At 71.1% G+C, this 25,826-nt stretch carries 26 protein-coding genes and 2 tRNA genes; 13 read left to right on the top strand and 15 right to left on the bottom strand.

What is annotated here, in order from left to right; genetic code table 11:
* Nucleotides 1-53: 53 nt before the first annotated feature.
* Entirely contained in the window at nucleotides 54-746 is a 693-nt protein-coding gene (locus M6B22_RS05025; protein WP_269444685.1) for a hypothetical protein, read from the bottom strand.
* A gap of 100 nt (nucleotides 747-846) precedes the next feature.
* Entirely contained in the window at nucleotides 847-2,553 is a 1,707-nt protein-coding gene (locus tag M6B22_RS05020) for a peptidoglycan-binding domain-containing protein (RefSeq protein WP_269444684.1), read from the bottom strand.
* Nucleotides 2,554-2,652: 99 nt separating this feature from the next.
* Here M6B22_RS05020 and M6B22_RS05015 point away from each other — a divergent pair, with 99 nt between their 5' ends.
* Together M6B22_RS05015 and M6B22_RS05010 are read left to right on the top strand one after the other, a co-directional pair.
* Nucleotides 2,653-3,108, top strand: a complete 456-nt coding sequence (locus M6B22_RS05015) for a peroxiredoxin (RefSeq protein WP_269444683.1) — start codon at nucleotides 2,653-2,655, stop codon at nucleotides 3,106-3,108.
* A gap of 24 nt (nucleotides 3,109-3,132) precedes the next feature.
* The gene (locus M6B22_RS05010; RefSeq protein WP_269444682.1) at nucleotides 3,133-3,753 is read left to right on the top strand and encodes a mycothiol-dependent nitroreductase Rv2466c family protein; all 621 of its coding nucleotides are present in this window, start codon (nucleotides 3,133-3,135) and stop codon (nucleotides 3,751-3,753) included.
* A gap of 9 nt (nucleotides 3,754-3,762) precedes the next feature.
* Here the strand turns inward: M6B22_RS05010 and M6B22_RS05005 are convergent, their stop codons facing one another.
* Nucleotides 3,763-4,674, bottom strand: a complete 912-nt coding sequence (locus M6B22_RS05005; RefSeq protein ID WP_269444681.1) for an NAD-dependent epimerase/dehydratase family protein — start codon at nucleotides 4,672-4,674, stop codon at nucleotides 3,763-3,765.
* A gap of 127 nt (nucleotides 4,675-4,801) precedes the next feature.
* Between M6B22_RS05005 and M6B22_RS05000 the strand changes: the two genes are divergently transcribed.
* Nucleotides 4,802-5,503, top strand: a complete 702-nt coding sequence (locus M6B22_RS05000) for a TetR/AcrR family transcriptional regulator (RefSeq protein WP_269444680.1) — start codon at nucleotides 4,802-4,804, stop codon at nucleotides 5,501-5,503.
* Nucleotides 5,500-5,865 (top strand): DUF952 domain-containing protein, encoded by a 366-nt coding sequence (locus M6B22_RS04995; protein ID WP_269444679.1) that lies wholly within the window; start codon nucleotides 5,500-5,502, stop codon nucleotides 5,863-5,865. Before M6B22_RS05000 ends, M6B22_RS04995 begins: the two co-directional genes overlap by 4 nt.
* On the opposite strand, the gene M6B22_RS04990 is transcribed toward M6B22_RS04995, so the two are convergent.
* Nucleotides 5,822-6,787 (bottom strand): cytochrome c oxidase assembly protein, encoded by a 966-nt coding sequence (locus M6B22_RS04990; RefSeq protein WP_269444678.1) that lies wholly within the window; start codon nucleotides 6,785-6,787, stop codon nucleotides 5,822-5,824. The two genes, M6B22_RS04995 and M6B22_RS04990, sit on opposite strands and share 44 nt — an antisense overlap.
* A 44-nt stretch (nucleotides 6,788-6,831) precedes the next feature.
* On the opposite strand from M6B22_RS04990, the gene M6B22_RS04985 reads away from it, so the two are divergent.
* The gene (locus tag M6B22_RS04985; RefSeq protein WP_269444677.1) at nucleotides 6,832-7,305 is read left to right on the top strand and encodes a ribose-5-phosphate isomerase; all 474 of its coding nucleotides are present in this window, start codon (nucleotides 6,832-6,834) and stop codon (nucleotides 7,303-7,305) included.
* A 13-nt stretch (nucleotides 7,306-7,318) separates the two neighbouring features.
* Here the strand turns inward: M6B22_RS04985 and M6B22_RS04980 are convergent, their stop codons facing one another.
* Nucleotides 7,319-7,699, bottom strand: coding sequence for a hypothetical protein (locus tag M6B22_RS04980; protein WP_269444676.1), 381 nt, complete (start codon nucleotides 7,697-7,699; stop codon nucleotides 7,319-7,321).
* 118 nt (nucleotides 7,700-7,817) lie between these two features.
* On the opposite strand from M6B22_RS04980, the gene M6B22_RS04975 reads away from it, so the two are divergent.
* Nucleotides 7,818-10,625 carry a penicillin acylase family protein gene (locus M6B22_RS04975; RefSeq protein ID WP_269444675.1) on the top strand — a complete coding sequence of 936 codons (2,808 nt, stop codon included), beginning with the start codon at nucleotides 7,818-7,820 and terminating at the stop codon, nucleotides 10,623-10,625.
* Here M6B22_RS04975 and M6B22_RS04970 read toward each other — a convergent pair.
* Both M6B22_RS04970 and M6B22_RS04965 read right to left on the bottom strand, forming a co-directional pair.
* A complete protein-coding gene (locus M6B22_RS04970) occupies nucleotides 10,622-11,737 on the bottom strand; it encodes a cysteine--tRNA ligase (protein WP_269445811.1) in 1,116 nt (371 codons plus the stop codon). The genes M6B22_RS04975 and M6B22_RS04970 overlap by 4 nt on opposite strands.
* Nucleotides 11,738-11,776: 39 nt before the next feature.
* A tRNA-Gly gene (locus M6B22_RS04965) sits at nucleotides 11,777-11,850 on the bottom strand.
* A 101-nt stretch (nucleotides 11,851-11,951) separates the two neighbouring features.
* On the opposite strand from M6B22_RS04965, the gene M6B22_RS04960 reads away from it, so the two are divergent.
* Nucleotides 11,952-12,025 (top strand) — tRNA-Pro (locus M6B22_RS04960).
* 27 nt (nucleotides 12,026-12,052) lie between these two features.
* Here M6B22_RS04960 and M6B22_RS04955 read toward each other — a convergent pair.
* From M6B22_RS04955 to sufB, 6 genes are read right to left on the bottom strand one after another with little or no spacing between them, the layout of a single operon-like run.
* Nucleotides 12,053-12,298 carry a DUF2249 domain-containing protein gene (locus M6B22_RS04955; protein WP_269444674.1) on the bottom strand — a complete coding sequence of 82 codons (246 nt, stop codon included), beginning with the start codon at nucleotides 12,296-12,298 and terminating at the stop codon, nucleotides 12,053-12,055.
* On the bottom strand, nucleotides 12,298-12,852 hold the full coding sequence (locus M6B22_RS04950; protein WP_269444673.1) for an iron-sulfur cluster assembly protein: 555 nt from the start codon (nucleotides 12,850-12,852) through the stop codon (nucleotides 12,298-12,300). The genes M6B22_RS04955 and M6B22_RS04950 overlap by 1 nt, the downstream gene beginning before the upstream one ends.
* Nucleotides 12,853-12,857: 5 nt before the next feature.
* A complete protein-coding gene (gene sufU, locus M6B22_RS04945; RefSeq protein WP_269444672.1) occupies nucleotides 12,858-13,349 on the bottom strand; it encodes a Fe-S cluster assembly sulfur transfer protein SufU in 492 nt (163 codons plus the stop codon).
* Complete coding sequence (gene sufD / locus M6B22_RS04940; protein WP_269444671.1) at nucleotides 13,346-14,671, bottom strand: Fe-S cluster assembly protein SufD; 1,326 nt, start codon at nucleotides 14,669-14,671, stop codon at nucleotides 13,346-13,348. The genes sufU and sufD overlap by 4 nt, the downstream gene beginning before the upstream one ends.
* A complete protein-coding gene (sufC, locus tag M6B22_RS04935; RefSeq protein WP_269444670.1) occupies nucleotides 14,668-15,405 on the bottom strand; it encodes a Fe-S cluster assembly ATPase SufC in 738 nt (245 codons plus the stop codon). The genes sufD and sufC overlap by 4 nt, the downstream gene beginning before the upstream one ends.
* Nucleotides 15,405-16,862 (bottom strand): Fe-S cluster assembly protein SufB, encoded by a 1,458-nt coding sequence (sufB, locus tag M6B22_RS04930; RefSeq protein WP_269444669.1) that lies wholly within the window; start codon nucleotides 16,860-16,862, stop codon nucleotides 15,405-15,407. Before sufB ends, sufC begins: the two co-directional genes overlap by 1 nt.
* Before the next feature lie 90 nt (nucleotides 16,863-16,952).
* Here sufB and M6B22_RS04925 point away from each other — a divergent pair, with 90 nt between their 5' ends.
* From M6B22_RS04925 to M6B22_RS04900, 6 genes are all read left to right on the top strand, one after another.
* Nucleotides 16,953-18,161, top strand: a complete 1,209-nt coding sequence (locus M6B22_RS04925) for a heme-copper oxidase family protein (RefSeq protein ID WP_269444668.1) — start codon at nucleotides 16,953-16,955, stop codon at nucleotides 18,159-18,161.
* A 171-nt stretch (nucleotides 18,162-18,332) separates the two neighbouring features.
* Nucleotides 18,333-19,751, top strand: a complete 1,419-nt coding sequence (tig, locus tag M6B22_RS04920; protein WP_269444667.1) for a trigger factor — start codon at nucleotides 18,333-18,335, stop codon at nucleotides 19,749-19,751.
* A 141-nt stretch (nucleotides 19,752-19,892) separates the two neighbouring features.
* Nucleotides 19,893-20,492 (top strand): ATP-dependent Clp protease proteolytic subunit, encoded by a 600-nt coding sequence (locus M6B22_RS04915; protein ID WP_269445810.1) that lies wholly within the window; start codon nucleotides 19,893-19,895, stop codon nucleotides 20,490-20,492.
* A gap of 11 nt (nucleotides 20,493-20,503) precedes the next feature.
* On the top strand, nucleotides 20,504-21,169 hold the full coding sequence (locus M6B22_RS04910) for an ATP-dependent Clp protease proteolytic subunit (RefSeq protein ID WP_269444666.1): 666 nt from the start codon (nucleotides 20,504-20,506) through the stop codon (nucleotides 21,167-21,169).
* 133 nt (nucleotides 21,170-21,302) lie between these two features.
* On the top strand, nucleotides 21,303-22,586 hold the full coding sequence (clpX, locus tag M6B22_RS04905) for an ATP-dependent Clp protease ATP-binding subunit ClpX (protein ID WP_269444665.1): 1,284 nt from the start codon (nucleotides 21,303-21,305) through the stop codon (nucleotides 22,584-22,586).
* Nucleotides 22,587-22,703: 117 nt separating this feature from the next.
* Entirely contained in the window at nucleotides 22,704-23,609 is a 906-nt protein-coding gene (locus tag M6B22_RS04900; protein WP_269444664.1) for an endonuclease domain-containing protein, read from the top strand.
* A gap of 27 nt (nucleotides 23,610-23,636) precedes the next feature.
* Here the strand turns inward: M6B22_RS04900 and M6B22_RS04895 are convergent, their stop codons facing one another.
* Both M6B22_RS04895 and M6B22_RS04890 read right to left on the bottom strand, forming a co-directional pair.
* A complete protein-coding gene (locus M6B22_RS04895) occupies nucleotides 23,637-24,623 on the bottom strand; it encodes a Gfo/Idh/MocA family protein (RefSeq protein WP_269444663.1) in 987 nt (328 codons plus the stop codon).
* The gene (locus M6B22_RS04890; RefSeq protein ID WP_269444662.1) at nucleotides 24,620-25,816 is read right to left on the bottom strand and encodes an MFS transporter; all 1,197 of its coding nucleotides are present in this window, start codon (nucleotides 25,814-25,816) and stop codon (nucleotides 24,620-24,622) included. The genes M6B22_RS04895 and M6B22_RS04890 overlap by 4 nt, the downstream gene beginning before the upstream one ends.
* Between the last annotated feature and the right edge of the window lie 10 nt (nucleotides 25,817-25,826).

Raw genomic sequence — 25,826 nt, 5'->3', positions numbered from 1 at the left:
TACGTACAGTCTTCCACGCGCCCCCGGGCGCCTGTGTTCGATGCGCCGTCCGCTCAGGCCGGTCGGGCCGGCGGCTCGGGCGCATGGCGCAGCCCGGCCGCCATGGCGGTCCCGTTGACCGTGAGCTGCACGTCGACGGCGACGTGCAGCGTCCGGTCCGCGCCCAGCTCCAGGCCGTGGGCGAACGGCAGCGCGAACGCCCAGCCCGGCCCGGCGGTGACCGGGCCCGGGACAGGCGGTGGCGCCGTCCACGTCCCAGCCGGCTGGTACCAGCCGCGCCACAGGGTGGCCGTGAGCGCGAGGGTTCCCAGGTCCACGCCGACGGGATCGGTGCCCCGATGCACCAGGCGCGCGGCCTGCCCGTCCGCGGACACCTCGAGCGCGATCGCGGCTACCGGGGCGCGCAGCCCGTCGTCCGCCAGCCGGCGTAGCCGGCCGACCAGGTCCCGCCAGGGTGGATCCACGTCGGCGTCCGCGCTCAGATCGGCGCGGCGGACCCCGGCGCTGATCGTCTCCGCGGCTGCATCCGGCACCAGGGGCACCGACAGGTCGCCGGCCCGCTGGACCGCCTCGGCGGCCTCGGCCAGCGCGTCGCGCTCTGCCTCGGCGAGCCGGCCGGAGAAGAATCCGGCCGCGACCGCGCCCACCGCGCGCCACAGGCTGAAGGTTCCGTCGTCGTCGACGCCGAGCGACTCGGAGTCGCGCGGCACGGCTGGGCCGCCCTGCCGGAACCATGCCGCGATCATCAGCGGTTCACCACGGCCCAGGCGCCGCCGCGGATGCGCGCGATGTGGTCGCAGAACTCCTGCACGTGCCGGGCCTGCGCGCCGCCGTGATCGTGGTCGGTCACCCGGCCGCGGCGCGGCCGGGATCGCCCGGGGACGTCCCGGTCGGCGCGACCGGCGCGATGGCCGGCAACGTCACGGCGGGCAGCGCGGCGTAGGCCTCGAGCACCTGCTGAGTGTAGGCCCCGCTGCGCAGCCCGACGCCGGTGCTCACGGCGGCCACGTTCGCGGCGCTGAGCGTGATCATCTGGGTCTGGATGTGCTGCGCCATCTGCGCCGCCGTCACGCCGGCCGGACCGGCCGCATCGCCCACCGTCGGTTCGTGACCGGTCACCGTGCGGTAGTCGCCGGAGTGCAGCTGGTACTCGTCGGACAGCCCGATCAGGTGTCCGAACTCGTGCGGGACGGTGTCCGCGGCGTGCGTGTCGCCGAGGAACCAGGTGCCGGCGTTCGCCCGGCCGGTGCCGGTCTTCACCAGGACGTCGTGGGCGTCCGGCCCGCTGCCGGAGACCAGGTGGAAGTCGATGTTCACCTTCTCGTTCGCGGCGTTCTGCGCGGCGAACCGGTTCCACTTGGCCTGCACGAAGCCGGTCCACGCCCCGCTCGGTGGCTGGCCGGTGAAGTTGACCCGCGCGGTCACGTTCATGACGTTGCCGGTGCTGCCGGCCGGGTCGAGGGACCACGAGTACCGCGAGGCGCTGGTGCCGGTCATCTGGTACTGGTGCCCGCCCACGATTTCCGTCCACTCGCGCTGCTCGAACCCGGACGTCGCCTCCGGCGCGGCCGCGTCCAGAGCGGTCCAGCATGCCGCGTTCAACGGCCCGACGGTCAAGCCGTGCGTGCTCTGGAACGTGGTGAGCAACGCCGTGTCGGCGGCCGTCCAGGTGCTGTCCTCGGCCAGCGGCGTGGCCGGCGTCGGCTGGGTCAGGTTCCAGATGTTCAGCTTCTGCTGAGCCTCGCGGACGGCCGGCCCGGACGCGACGTTCGGGGCCGGCCCCACGACCGGGTGCAGCGACGTTCCCGGCACCTGGGTGCCGAGCGGGTGCGCGCCGCGGGGGTTGGCGACGGCGTTCTCGATCCCCGCGGCGTCGTGACCGCCACCGGGAACCGCCGCGTCCAGGGCCACCCGGCTCGCGGGGTCGAGGATGCCGGTCGGCGTGATGCCGTGCGTCAACTGGAAGGTGAGCACCACCAGGGCCGTCGTCCGGTCGTAGACACCGTCGATCGCCAGCACCGCGATGCCGAGGCCGGCCGCGTTCAGCTTCTGCTGTGCGGCTGCGACGTCCGCTCCGGTCGAGCCCGGCCGCAAGGTGGCCAGGCCCGGTGGCGCAGGCGGCGGTGGGGGAGGCGGCGGGGTGGTGCCGCCCGAGTCCAGGGCACCCCACGTGATCGGACCGGCGACGCCGTCGGCGGCCAGCGCGTGGCCGCCCTGGAACGCGACGACGGCCGCACGCGTCCTGGGGCCGAAGATGCCGTCGACGACGAGGGGTTCGGCGCCGGGCAGCGCCGCGTTCAGCTTGGTCTGCAACTCCTCGACGTCCGCCCCGGTCGAGCCGGCCCGTACGGTGCGGTGCGCGGTCGCGGTGCCGCCGCCCTGGCGCTGCAGGCGGGCCACCGCCCGGTTGCCGGCGAGGCGCTGCAGGTCCGCCAGGTGAGCGGGCACGAGCGCGGGGCCGGGCTGCGCCGCGGTGACGTGCGGAGTCGCCGGGCGATCGGGCCGCGCTCGCGGGCCGGCACGATCGGGCTCGACCCACGAACTGCGCGCCATGCGGGGATGCTGCCACCCGGCGCCCAGCCCGGAACACCTCGCGCGGCACGGGCGATCGCGCGGATCGCGCTGCCCGATCGGGCGAGATAGCGTGCTGGTATGCAGGTTGGCGACGTGGTGCCCGACTTCGAACTGCCCGGCCAGGACGGCCGGCCGCGACGGCTGTCGACGCTGCTGGCCGACGGGCCCGTCGTGCTGTTCTTCTATCCGGCGGCGATGACCGCGGGCTGCACGCGCGAGGCCTGCCACTTCCGTGACCTCGCTGCCGAGTTCGCCGCGGCCGGGGTACAGCGCGTGGGTATCAGCCGGGACCCGGTCGCCAAGCAGAAGCAGTTCGCCGACAAGCACTCCTTCGACTACCCGCTGCTGTCGGACGAGGACGGCTCGGTCGCCGCGCTGTTCGGCGTGCAGCGCGGCGGGTTCGCGCAGCGGCTCGGCGCGCCGGTGAAGCGCTGGACGTTCGCGATCGATCGCGACCGCCGGGTGGCCGCGGCGATCCACAGCGAGGTGAACATGAACACGCACGCGGACCGGGCCCTCGCCGCCCTGTCGTGACCCGGTCCGGGTACGCTAGTTGATGTGACATCTACCGCAGAGCGCCCCGTTGTCGATTTCTGGTTCGACCCGCTTTGTCCGTTCGCCTGGGTCACCTCCCGCTGGATCCTCGAGGTGGAGCAGCAGCGGGACATCGCCTTGCAGTTCCATGTGATGTCCCTGTCGGTGCTGAACGAGGATCGCGAGGGGCTGTCCGAGCAGTACCGCGAACTGCTGGACCGCGGCTGGGGGCCGGTCCGGGTGTGCATCGCCGCCGAGCAGCAGCACGGGTCCGAGGTGCTGCGGCCGCTGTACACCGCTCTCGGCCGGCGCCGGCACGACGAGGGGCGCGACTTCGACCGGGCCCTGATCGAGGAGGCGTTGACGGAGGCCGGGCTGCCCGCCTCGCTCGCCGATGCCGCTGACTCCACCGACTACGACGAGCAGTTGCGCAAGTCGCACCACGCGGGCATGGACCCGGTCGGCTTCGAGGTCGGAACGCCGACCATCCACGTCGACGGCGTCGCCTTCTTCGGCCCGGTGCTGACCCGGATTCCGCGCGGCGAGGACGCCCTCCGGGTCTGGGACGGCGCCCGCCTGCTGGCCGGCTATCCGTACTTCTTCGAGCTCAAGCGCACCCGCACCGAGTCGCCCCGCTTCGACTGACGCCCCGCGTCAGAACGCGGGCGTGGCGTTGCGCAGGTCGAGCGCGACCGAGTCCTCGAGCCGGGCCGGTCGCAGCCCGAAGGTTTGCTCGGCGGCGGTCGAGTCCAGGACGAACGGGCCGCGGAACTGGTACTGGGTCTCGCGCAGCTCGCGTAGCTGCGCGTTGAACAGGCCCGCGGCCCACAGTGCCGCGTAGGGCAGCGAGCGGATCTTCGCGGCCGCGTCCAGCTGGGCGGCGGCGATGGCCGTCAACTCGCGCAGTGAGCACGGCGCCGCGCTGGGTACATGCCACGCCCGGCCCCACGCCCGCTCGTCGGTGGCGGCCACGACCAGCAGCCTCGCGACGTCCTCGACGTTCGTCCAGGTGTGCGGCGCATCCGGGTCGGCCGGCACGTACGCCGTCCGCCCCTTGCGCAGCGCCGGCGCGATGATCGTGCTCAGCCAGGAGTTGCCACCGAGGTAGTCGCTGCCGCGCACCTCGAAGGCACGGATCCGGCCCGCTTCCTGCAGCGCCAGCGCGTCCCGCCACATTCCGGCGCGGATGCGCCCCTTGGTGCCGGTTGCGGCCAGCGGCAGGTCCTCGGTCATCGGCCGGTCGACCGGCCCGTAGCCGTAGAGGTTCCCGGTGATCGCGAGCACCGCACCGCTGCGCTCTGCCGCGCTGAGCAGCGCGTTGGCGACCGGTGGCCAGTCGGTGACCCAGCGGTGGTACTGCGGGTTCACGCAGTTGTAGAGCGCGACCGCTCCGTCGGCAAGTTCGCTCAGCCGTTGCGCGTCGCCCGCGTCGGCAGCAACGCGCTCGGTGCCGTCCGGGCCCGAACCGCTGCGGGTGACCACCCGGACCTGCTCGCCCCGGGACAGGAGTTCGCGAGCGACGGCGGAGCCGACCGGCCCTGCGCCGACCACGACGTGGAGTGCCATGAGATTCCTCTTTCCGTGTTGGAGAGCACCGCTCTCAGAACAGAGCATTGCTCACGGCATCTGCTCTTGTCAAGAGCAGTGCTCTCGAACGAGTGCGGTGCTCCGAGATTCGTGGCACACTCGCACCATGAGCCAGCCGAGACGACAGTCCGCCCGTGCCCGGGTGCGCGCGGAGATGACCGACGACATCAAGCAGGCCGCGCGGGCCCGGCTGGCGGCGGAGGGTCCGAACCTCTCGCTCCGAGCCGTTGCCCGCGACATCGGCGTCGTGTCGTCCGCGGTGTACCGCTACTTCGCCAGCCGTGACGAGCTGCTCACCGCGTTGATCATCGACGCCTACGACGACCTCGGCGAGGCGACCGAGTCGGCCGAGGCCGCGGTGGCCCGCCGCGACCTGCGGGGGCGTTGGCTGGCCGCCGGCCGCGCGATCCGCGACTGGGCGAGCGCCAACCCGCACGAGTACGCGCTGTTGTACGGCAGCCCGGTGCCCGGCTATGCGGCACCGCAGGACACCGTCGGACCGGCCAGCCGCCCGGTGCTCGTGCTGACCGCGATCCTGCGCGACGGGGTGGCCCGTGACGTGATCGCGGTGCCGCCGGACCGGCTGCCGCGCGCGGTGCGGGCCGACCTGACCGGCGTCGTCGCGCTGCCGGGCTTCCAGGACGTCCCGGCCGCCGTCATGGGACGCGGGATGACCGCGTGGGCCCAGCTGTTCGGCGCGCTGAGCTTCGAGCTGTTCGGCCGGCTGACCGGGGCGGTCCATGACTACGACGCCTACTTCGAGTACCAGCTGGCCCAGATGGCCGACTACCTGGGCCTGGGCCGATGAGGCTGTTCCACATCCTGCAGCGGCCGGCCTGGACGGCGGCCCGGGCCGCGGGCACGTACCGGCCGCCCTCGCTTGCGGCCGAGGGCTTCGTCCACTTCTCCTTCGCCGAGCAGGTTGCCGGCACCGCGAACGCCCGCTTTCGCGACGTGCCGGACCTGGTCGTCGTCGAGTTCGACTCCGCGCGGATCGGTGCCGACGTCGTGGTCGAGGACAGCTACGGCGGCGGCGTCGCGTTCCCGCACGTGTACGCGCCCATCCCGGTCGCCGCGGCGGTGGCGGTGCACGAACTGCGGCGCCACGAGCCCGGCGGCTACAGCTTCAACCCTGGCCCCGCAGGCGACGCTGCATCGCCGGATCGTTGACCCACCACGGGACGTCAGTCAGCTCGGCAGCCTCGCCAGGGGCCACCGGATCGAGCGCCTCGCGTGCGGCGCGCTCGGCCTCGAGAACCGCATCGACAGCGGCCGCGTCGCGCGCGTCCGCCTGCAGCCAGCGCCGGAACATCAGCAGCAGGAAGGGCAGGTCGATCAGCTCGGCGACGATCCACAACACCGCGCCGGCCGTCTGCTGGTCGCGCAGATGGCTGCGTGACCACGGATGCATCACCCGGTGCTGGAAGTACGGCGACACCAGGGAATGGTGCAGCCGCAGGACGATCCCGGGGATCGCGTCCAGCACGAGTTCGACCGAGCCGAGTGCGAGTGTGAGCGCGACGGCGAGGGTGCTCGCGCCCTCGTCGATCCCGACCAGCGGCAACAGCATCAGCCCGCCGACCACGAGCAGTGCCGGTGCGAGCAGCCACTGGATCACCGGAAGCGTCACCGCCCAGCCCGGTAGCGGGCCGAAGAACAGCCCCGCCGAAAGCACCGGTACGAGCGCGGGCCCGACGAGCGGGTTAGCCAGGAACCGGGCCAACCGGGTGCGCAGGAAGCGCCCGACCCAGCCGCTGCGCCCGGACACGGTCAGCGCGAGCTGCACCGGCTGGCCGGCCAGCAGCACACCGGGGATCAGCAGCCACAGGGCGAGCACCTGCGTCGTCCACACCCAGTACATCGAGTCGACGTAGGCCTGCAAGAACCCGCAACACGTCCAGACGAGCATCGCCAGGCCGAGGCCGTACGCGAGGTGCCGCCGCACGGGCCAGCGCACGCCGCCGCGCCGGGCGCGAGCGACGGCGAACAGGTACCAGCCGGCCAGTGCCGCCGCGGACGCGATGGCAACGGGCTGCCATGCCCATTGGCTCAACAGGGCCGACCCGCTGGGGGCGGGCAGCGCGGTGCTCACCCGCCCATCCTCGCACCGGCGGAACACCTGCGAGAATCGCCCCCATGCGCGTCTTCCTCGGTAGCGACCACGCCGGTTTCGAACTCAAGGCGACGCTCGTCGAGCACCTGCGCGCCGCCGGGCACGAGCCGGTCGACTGCGGCGCGCACACCTTCGACGCGCAGGACGACTACCCGCCGCCGTGCATCGCCGCCGCAGCGCGCACGGTCGCCGAGCCCGGCTCGCTGGGAATCGTGATCGGCGGTTCCGGCAACGGCGAGCAGATCGCCGCCAACAAGGTCGCCGGGGTGCGCGCGGCGCTGGTGTGGAGCGAGGACACCGCCCGCCTGGCGCGCGAGCACAACGACGCCAACGTGATCAGCATCGGCGCGCGCAACCACCCCGAGGCCGACGCGCTGCGCTTCGTCGACCTGTTCCTCGGCACGCCGTTCTCGCAGGATCCGCGGCACGTGCGGCGCATCGCGATGCTCGCCGAGTACGAGGCGACCGGCACGATCGCCGGGCACGAGACGGTCTGACTCGGCCGATCGCTTACGGCGGCGGCTTCCAGTTGCGCCGCACCAGCACCACGTCGCGCTCGGCCTCGGCGAGGTCCTGCTCGCTCGGCCGGTTCACGTCCCGACCGCGCAACGCGCCGCTGACCCCGAGCTGCGACGGACCCGCCCCGACCAGGCCGCGCAGCCCGCGGTCCGCCGACTCGCCGCGCGCCTTGGGGCGCGGTTTGGAACGCTGCGACGCGGACTGCGGCTGGGGCTGCGGCTCGGCCGCGCGCGGCTCGGCCGGGCACTGCTCGGCTGATCTGGACTGCTGGGTGGACGTGGACTGCTGGGCTGGCGTGGACTGCTCGGCCGGGGGCGCCGTCGTCCCACGCCGCCGGCGGCGCCTGGTCGCGGACGGTTCGGGCTCGGCCATTCCCTGATCATGCCCGCTCGCCCTTCACGGCGACATCATCTCGACTGGCAGCGCGGCGCGGACCACGTCAAGGTGTTCGGCAGCACCTGAAACCTGTTCCACTTCGCGAGGAGTTGCCGTGCCGCGTCCGCGCCCGTCCGCCCGCATCGTCGCCGCCCTCGGCACCGTGCTCGTCGCCGCCGCCGGGCTACTCGTCCCCGCCGGTCTCGGCGCGGCACCGGCCGGAGCCGGTGGCGTGGACACGTCCTACCGCGCTCACGACTACGCCGACGGTAACGCGATGAGCATCCTGCCGCCGGGCGAGAACGGCCTGGTGAACGCGGTCGATGCCGCGCGCTTCGAGCTGCTCAAGCAACGTCCGGCGCACAGCCAGGACCAGCTCGGCAAGTACGCGAACCTGCTCTACGGCTACCCGTCACTGACCGACGCGACGCTCGGTGACTACTTCGAGGACGAGTCGTTCGGCGTGCGGCCGTCCGACGTGACGCGCACGGAGACGCCCGGGCCGGGCGTCACGATCTACCGCGACCGACTCGACGTGCCGCACGTGTACGGCCAGACCGACTCAGCGCTGGCCTTCGGCGCCGGCTACGCGCAGGCCGAGGACCGCCTGTTCCTCATGGACGTGCTGCGGCACTACGGCGAAGGGACGCTCGCGGCCTTCCTGGGCGGCTCGTGCGAGTTCGAGCAGATGGACCACGACCAGCTGCTGCTCGCGCCGTACACCAAGGCGCAGGCCATCGCGCAGGTCGACGCGCTGCCCGCCGAATACGGCGCCCAGGGCGAACTGGCCCGCACCATGATCTACCGCTACGTCGACGGGGTGAACCACTGGATCGACAAGGCCGCGCTCAACGTCAACCTGCTGCCGGCCGACTACGCGGCGGCCGTGCCGCAGCTGCTGCCGCAGAAGTGGACCGTCGCCGATGTCGTGGCGATCGCCGGTTTGATAGGCGGCATCTTCGGACGCGGTGGCGGGGCCGAACTGCGTAACGCCGGGCTGTTGCAGTACCTGCAGGGAAAGCTCGGCACGCGCGATGGTGAGCGCGCCTTCCGCGACTTCCGGACGGCGAACGACCCGCTCGCGCCCACGACCGTCGTCGACCGCTCGTTCCCGTACGAGACGCCCGGCACCATCGATGCGGCCAAGACTGCGTTGCCGGACGACGCGCGTGCCCCGCTCACCGGGACGCCGACCGCGACCGATCCGAACTGCAACCTGGCCAAGCCGAACCTCACCGCGCTGTCGATCATCGGCGCCCTGCAGAACCTGCCCAAGCACATGAGCAACGCGCTGGTCGTCAACGGCGACCGGACGGCGGACGGGCACCCGGTCGCGGTCTTCGGCCCGCAGGTCAGCTACTTCGCCCCGCAGATCCTGAGCCAGCTCGACCTGCACTCGCCCGACTACGACGCCGAGGGCGCGTCGTTCCCCGGCACCGGACTCGTCGAGCTCGGCCGGGGGCAGGACTTCGCCTGGTCGGCGACGTCGGCGGGCAGCGACCTGATCGACCAGCGGCTGGAGCGGATCTGCGATCCCGCAGGTGGTCCCGCCCCCGCCCGAGGCACGTACTACGAGATCGACGGCGCCTGCAAGCCGATGGTGCACGAGCGGTTCAGCGAGACGGTGCTGCCCAAACCGAGCGGGATCGGTGCGCCGGCCGTGATCACGCACGACATCTACCTGACCGATCACGGCGTGGTGCAGGGCTGGACGACGGCGGGCGGCAAGCCGGTCGCGGTGGTCAACCAGCGGTCCACCTACGGGCACGACGTCGACTCGGTGGTGGGGTTCCTCGGCTTCGGCCAGCCGGCCGTCACCCATGACGTGACGTCGTGGATGCACAGCGCCGCGAAGATCGCGTACACCTTCAACTGGTTCTACGTCGATGACCGCGACACCGGCTACTTCGTCAGCGGGCGGGACCCGATCCGCGCGCCCGGCGTCGATCCGGACCTGCCCACCTGGGGCACCGGCAACGCCGAGTGGCAGGGCTGGCTGGCCGAGGACGCCCATGTGCACGAGGTCAATCCGGCACAGGGCTTCTTCGTCAGCTGGAACAACAAGCCGGCGCCCGGTTTCGCCGCCGCCGACGACCAGTACGGCTATGGCCAGGTGTTCCGCTCCGTCCTGCTGGTGAACCAGCTGAAGGCAAAGCTCTCGGCCCGTCCCGGCGGCCTGCATCGCGCCGACGTCGTGCAGGCGATGGAGACCGCTGCGTCGCAGGACCTCGACGGCGCCACCGTGTTGCCGCTGTTGCTGCGCTACCTGCAGGGGCGGGACGAACCGGCCGGCGTGCACACGATGCTGACCACCCTCGCCGGCTGGATCGGGGACGGGTCGCACCGGCGCAAGGCGAATGCGGGCCAGGCCCAGTACGCGGCCGCGGCCGCGGTCGCGATCGCCGACGAGCTGATCCCGAACCTGATCCGCGCGCTGTACGACCCGATCCTGGCCGCGGGTGGCGTGAGCACGGACGGGCCCACGCCGACCGGCTACGCGGCGCTACCGATGCAGTTCGTGAACACGCCCAACTCGAACGGGGCGCACCAGGGCAGCGCGTACGACGGCGGCTACGAGAGCTACCTGGTGGCCACGTTGCAGCAGCTGCTCGGCGCGCACCCGGCCGACGGGTTCGGCCCGGAACTCACCGCCCGCGAGTGCGGCGGCGGCCCGGCCGGCTGCTCGGCCGCGATCGACCGGGCGCTGCGCGCGACGTACGACGCGCTGGTGAGTGCGAACGGTGGCGCCGACGTCGGTGCCTGGAACGCGTCGTCGGCATCCGCGGCGGCGGGGCAGAGCATGCCCGAGTTCGACGCCATCGCGTTCCGGGCGATGGGCATCATCGGGCAGCCGACGATCGACTGGCAGAACCGGCCCACCTTCCAGCAGGTGGTGCAGTTCGAGCGGCACCGCCCGCGCTAGCTCAGCGCGAGCACTTCGGTCAGGGTGCGGGCCGCCTGCCCGCCTTCGCCGAGCGCGATCTCGAGCGCACGCGGGACGTCGAGGTTCTCGCGCAGCGCGGCAAGCACCGCGCCGGGCTCGCCGCCGGGGCGCGCCGCAGCGGCGTACAGCCGCTCGAGCGTGCCCGCCGCGTGCTCCAGTGCGTCCGGTGTGTACGCCCAGGGCTGCGCCCACGGCCGGTTCAGGCACAGCAGCCGGATCGCCGCGGGGGAGTGGCTGCGCAGCAGGTCGTCGACGAGCACCAGGTTGCCTGTGGACTTGGCCATCTTCTGCTCGCCGACCAGCACCGTGCCGGCGCGCAACCACGCCCGCGCGAAGGGCGCCACCCCGGTCGCCGCCTCGGCCAGCGCGCTCTCGCAGGCATGGTGCGGGAAGGCCAGGTCGGCGCCGCCGCAGTGCAGGTCGACCGACGGGCCGAACAGCGCGAGCACCATCGCGGCGCACTCCGCGTGCCAGCCCGGCCGCCCGTCGCCCCACGGGCTCGGCCAGCTGACATCGTCCGGGCCGCTGGTGGCGTGCCAGACGGCCACGTCCAGCGGGTGCTCCTTGGCCGGGTCGTCCGGCTCGTCGTGGTACTCCGCGGCGAGCACGCGGGCACGGTCCTCGTCGATGCCGGCCCGCGCGGCGGTTCCCGACGTCCGCGCGTACACCGATCCCGCGGCCACGTACGCCTGCTCGCGGTCCAGCAGCGCGGCGGCGAGCTGGATCACGTGCCCGACCGCCTGCGCCGCGGTCGGGGAGTGATCCGGCACGCGCACCCGCAGCGCGGCCATGGTTCCCTCGAACGAGGCGCGTTGCAGCGTGGCGAGCATGGAGTGCGGCTCGCCCCGCCGGTGCGCCTCGGCGAACAGCACCTCGTCGACATCGGTCACGTTGCGGGCGACCGTGACGGTGTGCCCGTTGCGCCGCAGCACTCGCTCGGCGGCGTCCGCCCAGACGAAGGTCGCGGCATGGCCGAGGTGGGTGACGTCGTACGGGGTGATCCCGCAGACGTACATGCGCACCCGGCCGACCATCGGCAGCGGGGCGCCGGCGAGGTGCAGGGCCGTCGGCGGGTCGGTGAGGCGCGACATGTTCACCCTGCGCATCCTGCCAGCCACGGTGGTGACGGTTGGAGCGGGCGACGGGAATCGAACCCGCACAATCAGTTTGGAAGACTGAGACTCTGCCATTGAGCTACGCCCGCAGCTGCGCGCCCCGGACGCACCGGTGCATGCAGGGACCAGATTACCGGCTCCGGCCGCAGCGCTGCGAACCGCGCCCGTAGACTGGTGCGCGTTCAGCGCCCGGGGTGTGGCGCAGCTTGGTAGCGCACTCGCTTTGGGAGCGAGGGGCCGTGGGTTCGAATCCCGCCACCCCGACCGGTAGAAACGGGTATCCCGCCGCGCTCAGCCGGCTGCGGGCTTGCTGAAGCGGACCCGCCAGACCGCCGGTCCCTGTTCGAGCGGCTGCCAGCTGACGGCGCCGGGGCGTTCGGCATCGAGCATGTAGCACAGCCCGATCGGATCGTGGTCGGCCACGAGCACGAAACTGCTGCCGGCGCGCAGCTCGTCGACGGCCGCGTTCGTCAGGTTCACGCAGCTGTCCGAGCCGGGCAGCCGGGTGTCGACGACCTGTTCCGACGGCGCGGGCATCACATCATCCCGAGCTGCAGCTTGGCAGCGTCCGAGATTCGCTCGATGCCCCACGGCGGATCCCAGACCAGCTCGACCTGGACGTCGCCGACACCGGCCACCGACCGTGCCGCGACCTCGGCGTCCTGCTTGAGGATGTCGCCCATGCCGCAGCCCGGGGCAGTCATGGACATGTCGATCTCGATCCGGTGCGTGCCGTCCGGCAACCGTTGCGCGTCGCAGCGGTAGATCAGCCCCAGGTCCACGACATTGATAGGGATCTCGGGGTCGAACACGTTCCTGAGGGCCGCGACGACGTTGTCGAGTTCGAACGGCTGGGCCGGATCACCGGCGGCAGCGCCCGGGCTGGGAGAGGCCGCGAGGCCCATCGCCGCCGAGTCCGCCGGGTTCAGCCGGACCAGATAGCCGTGCGCGGTCTGCACGGTGACGCTGTCGCCCAGCGTCTGGGTCACCAGAACCAACTCGCCCCGCGACAACTCGAACGGCTGCCCGCCCGGGATCATCGTGGCGATACAGTCGCGGTCTAGCCGGAACGTCTGCTGGGTCGCGGTCATCGCTGCTACTCCGTCCTGATTTCGTGTGTGCTGTCGGTAAGGGCACCGCTGTCGGTGAGGGCACCGCTGTCGGTAAGGGCACCGCGCAGCGTCTGCCAGGCGAGCGAGGCGCACTTGACCCGGGTGGGGTACTCGCGGACGCCGGACAGGGCGATCAGCTTGCCGACGTCGGGCTCGCCCTCGCCGGGGCCGGGGTCGGCGGTCAGCATGGTGTGCACGTGCCCGAACAGTTCGAGCGCCTTCTCGCGGGTGAGACCCTTGGCGGCAACGGTCATCAGGGAGGCCGACGCGGTGGAGATGGCGCACCCGGACCCCTCGAAGGCGATGTCGGTGATCGTGTCGCCGGAGATGGTGAGAAAGAGCGTGAGCTGGTCGCCGCACAGCGGATTGTGCGCCTGCAGCACGCAGGTGGCGTCCTCGAGCTTGCCGAAGTTCCGCGGCCGCTTCGCGTTCTCGACGATCACGTCCTGGTAGATGCTGCCCGTGTCGAGGCTCATTGCTTGCTCCGTCCGTCCAGCAGCGCCCGCACATGCTCGCGCACGGGTGCGAGGGCGACCCGGTCGAGCATCTCCTGGATGAACGCCCGCACCAGCAGCCGGCGGGCCGATGCCCGGTCGATGCCGCGCGAGCGCAGGTAGAGCACGGCCTGCTCGTCGAGCTGGCCGACCGCCGCGCCGTGGGTGCACTTGACGTCGTCGGCGTAGATCTCCAGCCGGGGCCGGGTGTCCGCCTCGGCGCGGTCGCTGAGCAGCAGATTCTTGTTCGTCTGATGGGCGTCGGTCTCGTCGGCGCCCTGCCGGACCATGATGTGCCCGTTGAAGATCGCCCGGCTGTGACCGGCAAGCGCGCCCTTGTACAGCTGGCGGCTGGCACACCCCGCCGTGGCGTGGTCGACGAAGACGGTGTTGTCGTGGACCTGCTCGCCGGTGGGCAGGTACAGCCCGTCGAGGCTCGCGGTCGCGCCCTCGCCGCCGAGCAGCACGCGCACCTCCTGGCGGGCGATCGCGGCACCGAGCATCGTCGAGTGCGAACTGAAGCTGCTCTTGCCTTCCTGCCGCACGTCCAGCAGGGCGAGGTGGTGCGCGGTGAGCGGCTCGTCCTGGATCTTGTAGTGCTCGAGCACTGCGCCGCGACCGAGGCGCACGTCGGTCACCGCGTTCGTGCAGTGCAGATCACCGTCGAACCCGACGTGCGTCTCGACGATCCGCGCCTGGCTGTCCGCCCCGAGCAGGAACACCGAGCGCGGGCAGCTCAGCAGCGCAGCCCCCTGCGTGTCACTGACGAAGACCAGGTGCAGCGGCGCGGGCAGCCGGACCCCCTCCGACAGCCGGACGAACACCCCGTCGGGCGTGAGTGCCTGATTGATCGCGGCGAACGCGTGCCACTGCCCATCGGCCGCGAGCACGGGTTCGAGCAGCGCGCGATGTTCCTGCAGTGCGTCCGCCAGGTCGGTGACGATCGCGCCCCGTGGCAATCCGCCGAGGTCGGACAGGTCGGCCCGGAAGTGGCCGTTGACCAGCACCAGCCTCGGCCCGCCGAGTTCGGGGGCCCGGCCGGCGACGGTTGTCGCGTCGACCCATGCGGTATCGGCCGTGGTTGCCGGTTCGTACGCCGAACCGAGGATCGGCTCGAGCGCGGTGTAGCGCCAGTCCTCGTGCTTGCGGGTCGGGAAGCCGTGCTCGCCCACCCAGCTCAGCGCCGCGCGGCGCAGCGGGGCGAGCCATTCAGGGCCGGGCACCTCGACCGGTGCCAACCGGGCCAGGACACCCGCGGACGCGGTCGCGGTCGCGGCGGTGCGACGGCTGACGCCGCGGCTCATGCCGGCACCGGGGCGTAGCCGCGCTCCTCGAGCTCGGCGGCCAGCTCCTTCGGGCCCGAGCGCGTGATCCGGCCTGCAGTGAGCACGTGCACCCGGTCCGGGACGATGTAGTCCAGCAGCTGGCGGTGATGGGTCACCACCAGGATCGAGCGCTCGGGCGTGCGCAGCGCGTTGACCCCGCCCGCGACGATGCGCAGCGCGTCGATGTCCAGGCCCGAGTCGGTCTCGTCCAGGATCGCCAGTCGCGGCTCGAGGATCGCCATCTGCAAGATCTCGTTGCGCTTCTTCTCACCCCCGGAGAACCCCTCGTTCACCGACCGGGTCATGAAGGTCTGGTCCATCTCGACGAGCTTCATCCGCTCCTGCGCGAGGGCGAGGAAGTCCGTGCCGTCCAGCTCCTCCTCGCCGCGGGCGCGGCGGATCGCGTTGAGGGCGGTCCGCATGAAGTACATGTTCCCGACGCCGGGGATCTCGATCGGGTGTTGGAAGGCGAGGAAGATGCCCGCGGCCGCGCGTTCCTCCGGCGACATCGCCAGCAGATCCTGGTCGTCGAACCGGACGCTGCCGCTGATGTCGTAGCCGTCGCGGCCGATGAGCACGCTCGCCAGCGTGCTCTTGCCGGCGCCGTTCGGGCCCATGATCGCGTGTACCTCGCCGGCCCCGATGTGCAGGTCCAGTCCGCGCAGGATCTGCTTCCCCTCGACGGCGGCGTGCAGGTTCTCGATGGTCAGCATCAGCCGACAGCTCCTTCCAGGCTGACGTTCAGCAGCGCTTGCGCCTCGACGGCGAACTCCATGGGCAGCATCCGGAACACCTCGCGGCAGAAGCCGTTCACGATCATCGACACGGCTTCCTCCTCGGCGATCCCGCGTTGGCGGCAGTACAACAGCTGTTCGGCTCCGATCTTCGACGTCGACGCCTCGTGCTCGACCTGGCCGGTCGGGTTCTTCACCTCGATGTACGGGAAGGTGTGCGCCCCGCACTCCTTGCCGATCAGCAGCGAGTCGCACTGGGTGAAGTTGCGCGCCCCGGTGGCCGAGTGCCGCATCTCGACGAGCCCGCGGTAGGTGTTCTCTCCCTTACCGGCGGAGATTGCCTTCGACACGATGGTGCTGCGGGTGTTCTTGCCGAGGTGCACCATCTTGCTGCCGGTGTCGGCCTGCTGGTGCCGCGACGTGAGCGCGACCGAGTAGAACTCGCCGACGGAGTTGTCACCCTTGAGGACGACGCCGGGGTACTTCCAGGTGATCGCCGAGCCGGTCTCGACCTGGGTCCAGGAGATCTTCGAGTTGACGCCCGCGGCCTTGCCCCGCTTGGTGACGAAGTTGTAGACCCCGCCGTTGCCCTCGGCGTCCCCCGGGTACCAGTTCTGCACGGTGGAGTACTTGATCTGCGCGTTGTCCAGGGCGATCAGCTCGACGACCGCGGCGTGCAGCTGGTTGTTGTCGCGCGCCGGAGCGGTGCAGCCCTCCAGGTAGCTGACGTACGCGCCCTCCTCGGCGACGATCAGCGTGCGCTCGAACTGGCCGGTGTCGGCGGCGTTGATGCGGAAGTAGGTCGACAGCTCCATCGGGCTGCGGACGCCCTTGGGGATGTAGCAGAACGAGCCGTCGGTGAACACCGCCGAGTTCAAGGTGGCGAAGAAGTTGTCCTGGTACGGCACCACCGTGCCGAGATAGCGCCGGACGAGCTCGGGGTGGGTACGCACCGCCTCGGAGAAGGAGCAGAAGATGATGCCGATGTCGGCCAGCTTCTTCTGCATCGTGGTCGCCACCGAGACCGAGTCGACGACCGCATCGACGGCGACGCCGGACAGGCGCTCCTGCTCGGCCAGCGAGATGCCCAGCTTGTCGAACATCTCCCGCAGCTCGGGGTCGACCTCGTCCATGCTGTTGACCTTGGGCTTCGGCTTGGGCGCGGAGTAGTAGATGATGTCCTGGTAGTCGACCGGCCCGTAGTTCACGTGCTGCCAGGTCGGTTCGTCCATGGTCACCCAGTGCCGGTAGGCCCGAAGACGCCACTCCAGCAGCCAATCCGGCTCCTGCTTCTTGGCCGAGATCAGCGCGATGATGTCCTCGTTCAGGCCCCGCGGTGCTTCGTCGGACTCGAGATCGGTGACGAAGCCGAACTTGTACTCCCGGTTCGCCAGGTCATGGACGTCGTCAACAGTGCCACTAGTCACGCCTGCCATGTTTTCACTATTGCACTGGTGAAAACAAGCCGGGCCGGCGGGAGTTGCGTCACCGGCGATCCGCGCCGCCGGTGATCTAGGGTGCGCGGAGTGAGCCGATCGACGCGGCAGGCCGGGCACACCGCCGCGAACGCCGTCGTGATGGGGTACCTGCTCGCGGCCGCCGTGCGCGTCGTGGTGCACAGCCCGGGTGCGGCGCCGGACTGGCTGCTCGTGCACCTGCTGCTTCTCGGCGCGCTGACGAACGCGATCGTCACGTGGAGCAGTCACTTCGCGATCGCCTTGCTGCAGCAACCGCAGCTGCCCGCCGCAGTGCCGATCGTGCGGCTCCTCGTGCTCAACGCGGCGGTCGTCGGCGTCCTGGTCGCGGTCAGCGAGGGCTCGCGCGCGGGCACGATCGGCAGCGCGGCGTTGCTCACCCTTGTCGTGCTGGCACAGCTCGCAGCGCTCGTGCGGATCGGGCACGCGGGACGGGCGAGGCGCTTCGCCCCCACCGTGCGCTTCTACTGGTTCGCCGCCGCCGCCCTGCTCCTCGGCGTCTCCGCCGGAGTGACGATGGCCGTCGGCGACCTGCCCGCCGCGTGGTACGAGCGCGTGTACCTGACCCACGTTCACCTCAACCTGTTCGGCTGGATCACCCTGACCGTCCTGGGCACCCTGTTCACCTTGTGGCCGACCGCGCTGCGCACCCGCATGGTGACCGGCCTGGAACGCGCCGCGACCGCCTGCCTGCTGTGCTGTGCCGGCGGGCTCGCGCTGGCCGTCGCCGGCCTGCTCAGCTGGACGCGACCGCTCGCGACCGTCGGGTTGCTGCTCTACTGCGCGGGCGTGCTCGTATTCCTCGACCCGTTCGTGCGAACCGCGCGGCGCCGCGCGCCGCACGGCGCGGCCACCGTACTGCTCGCGGCCGGCACCGGCTGGCTGCTCGCCGGGCTGGGGTACGACGTGGTGGCGCTGTTCCGCGCCGCGGACCCGTACGCGCTGGCCGCGGACGTCGGCGACCTGGCGCCGTGGCTGCTCACCGGCTTCGCGGTCCAGATCCTCATCGGGGCCCTCAGCGTGCTGGTGCCGGTGGTGCTCGGCGGCTCTCCGAGCGTCAACCGGCGCACCGCCGCGGCGCTGAACCGGCTCGGCCCGGCCACGGCGGCGCTTCTGAACGCCGGCGTGCTGCTGCTCGCGCTGCCGGACTCGGCCCTCTCACGCGCCGCCTGGCCGCTCGTCGCGGCTGCCATCGTGCTGTTCGCGGCCTCGGTCGCCGCCGCCGTCGTGGCCCGCGCCGGGGCACGTCCGGCCGGGTGATCGCCCGTCCCGCAGCTGTGGGCAACCGGAGCGGGTCGCAGCGGATACCGGACCTATAGACTCGACGGACCGGGCGCACGCGTTCCTGGCGTACAGGGGTGTCGTTTTGCAACCGCCACCGACCGAGCCCACCACACCAATCACCGGACATTCGCAAGGAGCACCTGCACTGTGAAGAGCACCGTCGAGAACCTGAGCCCGACTCGTGTCCGGCTCGCCGTCCAGGTGCCCTTCGACGAGCTGAAGCCCAGCCTCGATGCGGCCTACAAGAAGATCGGCGGCTCGGTCCGCGTTCCGGGGTTCCGTCCCGGCAAGGTGCCCACCCGCGTCATCGACCAGCGGGTCGGCAGGGGAACGGTGCTCGAGGAGGCCGTGAACAGCGCGCTGCCCGGCCTGTACAGCGGCGCGCTGCGCGAGCACGAGGTGCAGCCGGTCGGCCAGCCCGAGATCGAGGTGACCGACCTGTCCGACGGCGACTCGCTCGCCTTCACGGTCGAGGTCGATGTGCGCCCGGAGATCACCCTGCCCGAGCTCGACGGGCTGGCCGTGACGGTCGACGACGTCACGGTGTCCGATGAGGACGTGCAGGAGCAACTGGACGCCCTGCGCGAGCGCTTCGGCACGCTCACCGGAGTCGATCGTCCGGTGCAGACCGGCGACTACGTCTCGATCGACCTGACCGCCTCCGTCGACGGCGAACCGATCGAGGCCGGCTCGACGAAGGGCATGTCGTACGAGGTCGGCTCCGGCAACCTGCTCGACGGCCTGGACGACGCGCTGGTCGGAAAGTCCGCGGGCGAGAGCACCACGTTCACCGCCGAACTGCAGCAGGGCGACAAGGCGGGCACCGAGGCGCAGATCGAGGCGACCGTCAACTCGGTCAAGCACAAGGAGCTGCCCGAGGTCGACGACGAGTTCGCCCAGCTGGCCAGCGAGTTCGACACCGTCGAGGAGCTGCGCGAGGACCTGCGCACCCGGATCGGCCGCGCCAAGTCCTTCGAGCAGGGTGCGCAGGCCCGGGACCGGCTGATGGAAAAGCTGATCGCCGAGGTCGAGTTCCCGGTGCCCGAGTCCGCGCTGCAGTCCGAGGTCGACGCGCGCGAGCACGAGGTCATCCACGGCCTGGGCCACGACGACGCGCTGTTCGAGCGCTACCTGTCGCTGCAGGGCAAGACCCGCGAGGAGTTCACCGCCGAACTGCGCGAGAACGCCGAGGAGTCGGTGCGCGTCCAGTTCCTGCTGGACGCGGTGGCCGACAAGACCGAGGTGCAGGTGGGCGATGCCGAGCTCACCGAGTACCTGGTCCGCCAGGCCGCGCGCTACAACATGGCGCCGCAGGAGTTCGCGAACCAGATCGTGCAGGCCGGCAACCTGCCTGCCCTGGTGTCCGACGTGCGGCGCAACAAGGCGCTCGCCGCGATCCTGGAGTCGGCGGTCGTGACGGACGCCTCCGGCAACCCGGTCGACCTGGCCGCGCTCACGTCCGGCTCGTACGACGAGCTCGCCGACCTCGCGGAGGACGACCGGGACGAGGAGTACGACGAGGAGTACGAGGAGTACGGCGACGAGGGCGACGACGACTCGGAGTGAGCATCAAGCCCTGAGCGAACGCGGGCCGGTTCGGGGACTCAACCCGCGATGCCCTTCGTTAGGGTCGATAACGCCACCACACGAGGAAGAAGGTCCGCTGAAGTGAGCCGCTTCGATCCAGAACCGCTGCACGGGACACAGATGCGCAGCCCCGGTGCCGGCATGACGCTGAACGACTCGGTGTACGACCGGCTGCTGCGGGAACGGATCATCTTCCTGGGCCAGCCGGTCGACGACAACATCGCTAACCAGATCTGCGCGCAGCTGCTGCTGCTCTCGGCGGAGGACAGCGGCCGCGACATCGCGCTGTACATCAACTCCCCGGGCGGCTCGGTCACCGCGGGCATGGCGATCTTCGACACCATGCAGTTCATCGACTGCGACGTCGCGACCTACGCGCTGGGGCTGGCCGCCTCGATGGGGCAGTTCCTGCTGTCGGCGGGTACCCGCGGCAAGCGCTACGCCCTGCCGCACGCGCGGATCCTGATGCACCAGCCGTCCGCGGGCATCGGCGGCACCGCCTCCGACATCGCCATCCAGGCCGAGCAGTTCAAGCTCACCAAGGTCGAGATGGCCGCGCTGATCGCCGAGCACACCGGGCAGAGCGTCGAGCAGATCCGCGCCGACTCCGAGCGCGACCGCTGGTTCACCGCCCAGCAGGCCCTCGAGTACGGCTTCGTCGACCACCTGCTGACCTCGGTCACGCAGATCCCCAACGGTTCCGGCCCGGCTCCGGCCTGAAAGGCAACACCATGAGCGAGCTCTTCCACCCGTCCGGGCTGCAGCTGCCCCGGTCCGCGAGCAACGGCCCGGGCGCCCAGTCGCGCTACGTGCTTCCGTCCTTCGTCGAGCGGACGAACTACGGCATCAAGGAATCGAACCCCTACAACAAGCTGTTCGAGGAGCGCATCATCTTCCTCGGCGCGCCGATCGACGACGTCGTCGCGAACGACGTGATCGCCCAGCTGATCGTGCTCGAGTCCAACGACCCCGACCGCGACATCCTGATCTACATCAACTCCCCGGGCGGCTCGTTCACCGCGCTCACGGCGATCTACGACACGCTGCAGTTCGTCCGTCCGGAGATCCAGACCTACTGCATGGGCCAGGCGGCCTCGGCCGCGGCCGTGCTGCTGGCCGCCGGCACCAAGGGCAAGCGGTTCGCGCTGCAGAACTCGCGGGTGCTGATCCACCAGCCGTCCGGCGAGGGCCAGGGTCAGGTCACCGACCTGGAGATCCAGGCCAACGAGATCCTGCGGATGCGCGGGCTGCTCGAGTCGATCCTGGCCAAGCACTCCGGCCAGACGGAGGAGAAGGTGCGCGCCGACATCGAGCGCGACACCATCCTCACCGCGCAGCAGGCCAAGGAGTACGGCATCGTCGACGAGGTCATCAACACCCGCAAGATCGAGGCGTGATCGATCCGTTATCGGGCCGGGCGGCACGCCGGGCCCGATAACGGGGGACTTCACGAACAAATGCGGGTAGCGTTTGCGATCTGGACGGCTGCCAGAGAAGTCAACTGCGCCCATAGAGGGGAACGAGTCGCCCGTGGCACGTGTCGGCGAGACCGGTGATCTGCTCAAGTGTTCTTTCTGCGGGAAGAGCCAGAAGCAGGTCAAGAAGCTGATCGCGGGACCCGGTGTCTACATCTGCGATGAGTGCATCGACCTGTGCAACGAGATCATCGAGGAGGAGCTCGCCGAGACCAGCGAGTTCAGTTTCGACGAGCTGCCCAAACCGAGTGAGATCTACGAATTCCTGAACGGGTACGTCGTCGGGCAGGATCACACCAAGAAGACCCTCGCCGTCGCCGTGTACAACCACTACAAGCGGGTTCAGGCCGGTAACGACACCAAACCGCGCAACGCGGACAGTCAGGTCGAGCTGGCCAAGTCGAACATCCTGCTGCTCGGGCCCACCGGGTCGGGCAAGACCCTGTTGGCCCAGACCCTGGCGCGGATGCTCAACGTCCCGTTCGCGATCGCCGACGCCACGGCGCTCACCGAGGCCGGGTACGTCGGCGAGGACGTCGAGAACATCCTGCTCAAGCTGATCCAGGCGGCCGACTACGACGTCAAGCGCGCCGAGACCGGCATCATCTACATCGACGAGGTCGACAAGATCGCCCGCAAGTCCGAGAACCCGTCGATCACGCGTGACGTGTCCGGTGAGGGCGTGCAGCAGGCGTTGCTGAAGATCCTGGAGGGGACGTCCGCCTCGGTGCCACCGCAGGGCGGTCGCAAGCACCCGCACCAGGAGTTCATCCAGATCGACACCACGAACGTGCTGTTCATCGTGGGTGGCGCGTTCGCCGGGCTGGACACGATCATCGAGTCGCGGATCGGCAAGAAGGGCCTGGGCTTCGGCGCGGAGCTGATCACCAAGCTGGAGAAGGAGCAGCGCGACGTCTTCGGCGAGGTCATGCCGGAGGACCTGATCAAGTTCGGGCTGATCCCCGAGTTCATCGGCCGGCTGCCCGTGATCACCTCGGTGCGGCCGCTGGATCGGGACGCCCTGGTGCAGATCCTCACCGAGCCCAAGAACGCGCTGGTGCGCCAGTACGCGAAGCTGTTCGAGCTGGACAATGTCGAGCTGGAGTTCGACACGTCCGCGCTGGAGGCGATCGCCGACCAGGCGGTGCTGCGTGGTACCGGCGCGCGCGGGCTGCGCGCGATCATGGAGGAGGTGCTCCTCTCGGTGATGTACGAGGTGCCCTCCCGTGAGGACGTGGCCCGGGTCGTCATCACCCGCGAGACGGTGCTCGATCACGTCTACCCGACGCTCGTTCCGCGCGAGCCCCCGAAGCGCCAGCCGCGCGAGAAGTCTGCCTAGCCCGTTGGCCCCGTAGCAGGGTCCGCTGCGGCGTGTCGCCCTGCTGGGCGGCCAACTGTTGTCCACAGCCGGGCGTGAGCCGCTGCGTTCTGCCGTGGCATCGGCCAGCCTTGGCGAATGCGCGAATCGATCGATCACCTGCTCCGGACCGGTGGCGGCGTCGCGGCCCGCGAGCAGTGCTTGCAGGTCGTGAGCCGGTGCGCCTTCGATGACGAGGTCCGCCGTGGCCACCTGGTCGCGATCTTCCCGCGGGCCTATGCACGGCCCTGGGACGTCGATCAGGTGGACGTCCGGCGGCGCGCGGCGCTGGTCAGTGTCGGTGGTGAGGCGGCCCTCAGCCACCTGACCGGGCTCGGCATGTGGGAGCTTCCTGCGCCCGCGCCCGCGCCGCTGCACGTGACGGCGTACAACCCGCGCCATCCGCGCGGCGTGCCCGGCGAGCTGGTCGTCCATCGCACGCTGCTGCCCCTGGACGCTCGCACGATCGATGGCCTGGCGGTCGTGCGGCCCGAGGTGGCAGCCGTCATGAGCTGGCCGCTGCTCTGCGGTTCGGACCAGCGCGCCCCGCTGCTCGAGGGCAACCGCCGCCGGCTGCTCTCACCGGCACGCGCAGCCGCCCTGGCGGAGAAGATGGTCTATCTCAAGGGGATCAAGCAGCTGCGTGAACTGCTCGGCCTGCTGCTGGCGGGGTGCGAGAGCGAGCTCGAGCTGTGGGGTTACACGGACGTCTTCAACGTTCCCGGGCTGGACGATGCGCAGCGGCAGACCGTGCTCCGGGTGGGGAACCGCAACTACCGCATCGACGTGGGGTATGAGGCAGAGAAGCTCGCCGTCGAGTTGGATGGCCGCGCCTATCACGCCAGTCCGCAACAGTGGGAACGTGATATTGCCCGAGACCTGGCCCTCGCGACGATCGGGTGGCAGACGGTGCGCCTCTCCCACCACCGGCTGACCCATGACGTTGAGGGATGCCGCCGCGATGTGCTGGCCGTCCGCGCCGCGCGCCGACTGTTGGCCTCGTAGCAGGGTCGGCAGCGGCGAGTCGCCCTGCTACGGGGCCAACGCGGAGTAGTCGAGGCCGATCTGGCGGCGCACCTCGTCCAGCGTTCCCATGATCGCCAGCGTCTCCTCCAGCGGCAGCAGCGGCGACTCGGTCAGCCCGGCCTGCAGGCAGCGACCCACCTCGGCGGCCTCGTGGCGCAACCCGTGGCCCTCGTGCGGGACGTCGTAGCGCTCCAGCACGGTGCCGTCGCGGGACACGACGCGGAACGTGGTCGGCGTGTAGAACCAGCCGTCGATCTCCAGCCGGGCCTCGGTGCCGTAGATCGCCGCCGGGTTGGCGGACGCGGCCGCGAGCGAGGTGGTCAGGATCGCCTGGGCGCCACTGCCGTACTGCAGGATCATCGACGTGGTGGCGTCCACCCCGGTGAAGGCGGCCCGGCTGACGGCGGTGATCTTCGCCGGCGTCCCCAGCACGAAGTGTGCGAACGAGACCGGGTAGATGCCCAGGTCGAGCAGCGCGCCGCCGCCGAGCGAGGGGGCGAACAGGCGGAACTGCGGGTCGTTCGCGAACCACTGCCCGTGCTCGGCCGTCAGGTACACGATCTCGCCCAGGGTGCCGGCGGCCAGGATCTCGCGGATCCGGGCGATGTGCGGCAAGAACCTGGTCCACATCGCCTCGACGAGCAGGGTTCCGGCGGCCCGTGCCGCGTCGACCATCTCCCGTGCCTCGGCCGCGTCCATCGCGAACGGCTTCTCGACGAGCACCGCCTTCCCCGCGGCGATCGCCATCAGGGCCGCGTCGTGGTGGCCGGGGTGCGGCGTCGAGACGTAGACCGCGTCGACGTCGGGGTCCTCGACCAGCGCCTGGTACGAGCCGTGCCGGTGCGGGATCGCGAACTCCTCGCCGAATGCCTCTGCCGTGGCCTGGGTCCGCGAACCGACCGCGACGAGCTCGGCGTCGGGCAGCAGCGCGAGGTCGCGGGCGAACGCGTGGGCGATGCCACCGGTGGCCAGGATTCCCCAACGAGTGCTCATGCAAGCGATTCTGCCCGTACCCGGACGGGCGCCGCCGACCGGATCAGTCGCTGACCGAACAGCACCGGCGCGAGCAGGCCGAGGCCGCCGCCGAGCGCGAAGATCTCCCGCGGGGTGAGGCTCATGCCGAGCACGCCGCCCAGCGCGTAGGCGGTGATCTGCGCCGCCGAGGCGACCCCGCTCAGCGCCGCGGCGACCCGGCCGCGGACCTCGGCGGCCGCGCGCCCCATCATCAGCGACCCCAGCGCGACGTTCAGGACGCCGTTCGCGGCGCCGATGAGGGCGGACAACGGGATCAGGACGTACACGTTCGGTACGAGCGCGGTGCCGAGCAGCCCGGCGGCGAGCACGAGCGTCGAGCCCACGAACGCGCGGGCCAGTGCGCCGTCGCCACGCAGTCGCCCGGCGAACAGGGAGGCCACCAGCATGCCGACGGCCAGGGCCGCTCCGGAGATGCCGTACCAGGTGGCGCTGGCGTGCAACGTGCCGCGGACGAGGAAGACGTCCACGACGTTGACCATCGAGCCCAGCCCGGCGAAGACCGCGAGCAGCAGCAGCAGGGTCCGCAGCAGCGGGTCGGCGCGCAGCAGGCGCAGCCCGCCGCGTTCCGGGGTCCGGACACCTCCGGCCGTGCCGTGGCGCGTCGAGACCAGCAGCGCGGCAACGGTGATCGCCAGGAAGGTGGCGGCGTCGACCAGCAGCGGGATCCGCGCGCCGAACTGGGCGAACAGCAGCCCGGCGAGCGCGGGGGAGGCGATGGACGCCATGGTCCCGCCGGCCTGGCTCAGCCCCATCGCGCGGGGCAGCCGCTCGGTGCCGACGATGCCCGGCAGCAGCGCCTGCCAGGTCGCGCCGTTCACCGCCTGGCCGCAGCCGAGCGCGGCGACCAGCAGCAGGATCGACGGGGTCGACGTCTGGAACGCGAGCACCGCGCACAGGGCGGCCTGCACAAGGCTGCTGCTCACGAGCAACAGCCGGCTGTCGTGCCCGTCGACCAGCCGCCCGACCAGCGGGGCCAGTACGACGAGGGGAACCAGGGCGGCCACGAGCAGCGCCGCCACCGCCCCGGTGCCGGCTCCCTGCGCCTGCAGCCGCAGGGTCAGCGCCAGCGCCGCTACCTCGTCACCGAGCAGGGAAACGCTCTTGGCCACGACCACGAGCCACAGGTCCCGCCGAACAGATGTGAAGGACATATTGCGAAAA

Origin of the sequence: Jatrophihabitans cynanchi, assembly GCF_027247405.1 — a bacterium.
GTDB classification, from domain to species: Bacteria; Actinomycetota; Actinomycetes; order Mycobacteriales; family Jatrophihabitantaceae; genus Jatrophihabitans_B; species Jatrophihabitans_B cynanchi.
The sequence above is the reverse complement of the archived record's forward strand: the minus strand, read 5'-3'. Positions and strand labels throughout refer to the sequence as shown.

Excerpts from the sequence above, each read along its gene's own strand:
- M6B22_RS04970 (WP_269445811.1), bottom strand. The coding sequence starts at position 11,737 with ATGTCGCGCCTCACCGACCCGCCGACGGCCCTGCACCTCGCCGGCGCC.
- M6B22_RS04895 (WP_269444663.1), bottom strand. The coding sequence starts at position 24,623 with ATGAGCACTCGTTGGGGAATCCTGGCCACCGGTGGCATCGCCCACGCG.
- M6B22_RS04910 (WP_269444666.1), top strand. The coding sequence starts at position 20,504 with ATGAGCGAGCTCTTCCACCCGTCCGGGCTGCAGCTGCCCCGGTCCGCG.
- M6B22_RS04950 (WP_269444673.1), bottom strand. The coding sequence starts at position 12,852 with ATGACCGCGACCCAGCAGACGTTCCGGCTAGACCGCGACTGTATCGCC.
- M6B22_RS04955 (WP_269444674.1), bottom strand. The coding sequence starts at position 12,298 with ATGCCCGCGCCGTCGGAACAGGTCGTCGACACCCGGCTGCCCGGCTCG.
- M6B22_RS05020 (WP_269444684.1), bottom strand. The coding sequence starts at position 2,553 with ATGGCGCGCAGTTCGTGGGTCGAGCCCGATCGTGCCGGCCCGCGAGCG.
- M6B22_RS05000 (WP_269444680.1), top strand. The coding sequence starts at position 4,802 with ATGAGCCAGCCGAGACGACAGTCCGCCCGTGCCCGGGTGCGCGCGGAG.
- M6B22_RS05015 (WP_269444683.1), top strand. The coding sequence starts at position 2,653 with ATGCAGGTTGGCGACGTGGTGCCCGACTTCGAACTGCCCGGCCAGGAC.
- sufC (WP_269444670.1), bottom strand. The coding sequence starts at position 15,405 with ATGCTGACCATCGAGAACCTGCACGCCGCCGTCGAGGGGAAGCAGATC.
- M6B22_RS05025 (WP_269444685.1), bottom strand. The coding sequence starts at position 746 with ATGATCGCGGCATGGTTCCGGCAGGGCGGCCCAGCCGTGCCGCGCGAC.
- M6B22_RS04900 (WP_269444664.1), top strand. The coding sequence starts at position 22,704 with ATGCGCGAATCGATCGATCACCTGCTCCGGACCGGTGGCGGCGTCGCG.
- M6B22_RS04995 (WP_269444679.1), top strand. The coding sequence starts at position 5,500 with ATGAGGCTGTTCCACATCCTGCAGCGGCCGGCCTGGACGGCGGCCCGG.
- M6B22_RS04980 (WP_269444676.1), bottom strand. The coding sequence starts at position 7,699 with ATGGCCGAGCCCGAACCGTCCGCGACCAGGCGCCGCCGGCGGCGTGGG.
- sufD (WP_269444671.1), bottom strand. The coding sequence starts at position 14,671 with ATGAGCCGCGGCGTCAGCCGTCGCACCGCCGCGACCGCGACCGCGTCC.
- M6B22_RS04985 (WP_269444677.1), top strand. The coding sequence starts at position 6,832 with ATGCGCGTCTTCCTCGGTAGCGACCACGCCGGTTTCGAACTCAAGGCG.
- sufB (WP_269444669.1), bottom strand. The coding sequence starts at position 16,862 with ATGGCAGGCGTGACTAGTGGCACTGTTGACGACGTCCATGACCTGGCG.
- M6B22_RS05005 (WP_269444681.1), bottom strand. The coding sequence starts at position 4,674 with ATGGCACTCCACGTCGTGGTCGGCGCAGGGCCGGTCGGCTCCGCCGTC.
- M6B22_RS04915 (WP_269445810.1), top strand. The coding sequence starts at position 19,893 with ATGCGCAGCCCCGGTGCCGGCATGACGCTGAACGACTCGGTGTACGAC.
- M6B22_RS04890 (WP_269444662.1), bottom strand. The coding sequence starts at position 25,816 with ATGTCCTTCACATCTGTTCGGCGGGACCTGTGGCTCGTGGTCGTGGCC.
- sufU (WP_269444672.1), bottom strand. The coding sequence starts at position 13,349 with ATGAGCCTCGACACGGGCAGCATCTACCAGGACGTGATCGTCGAGAAC.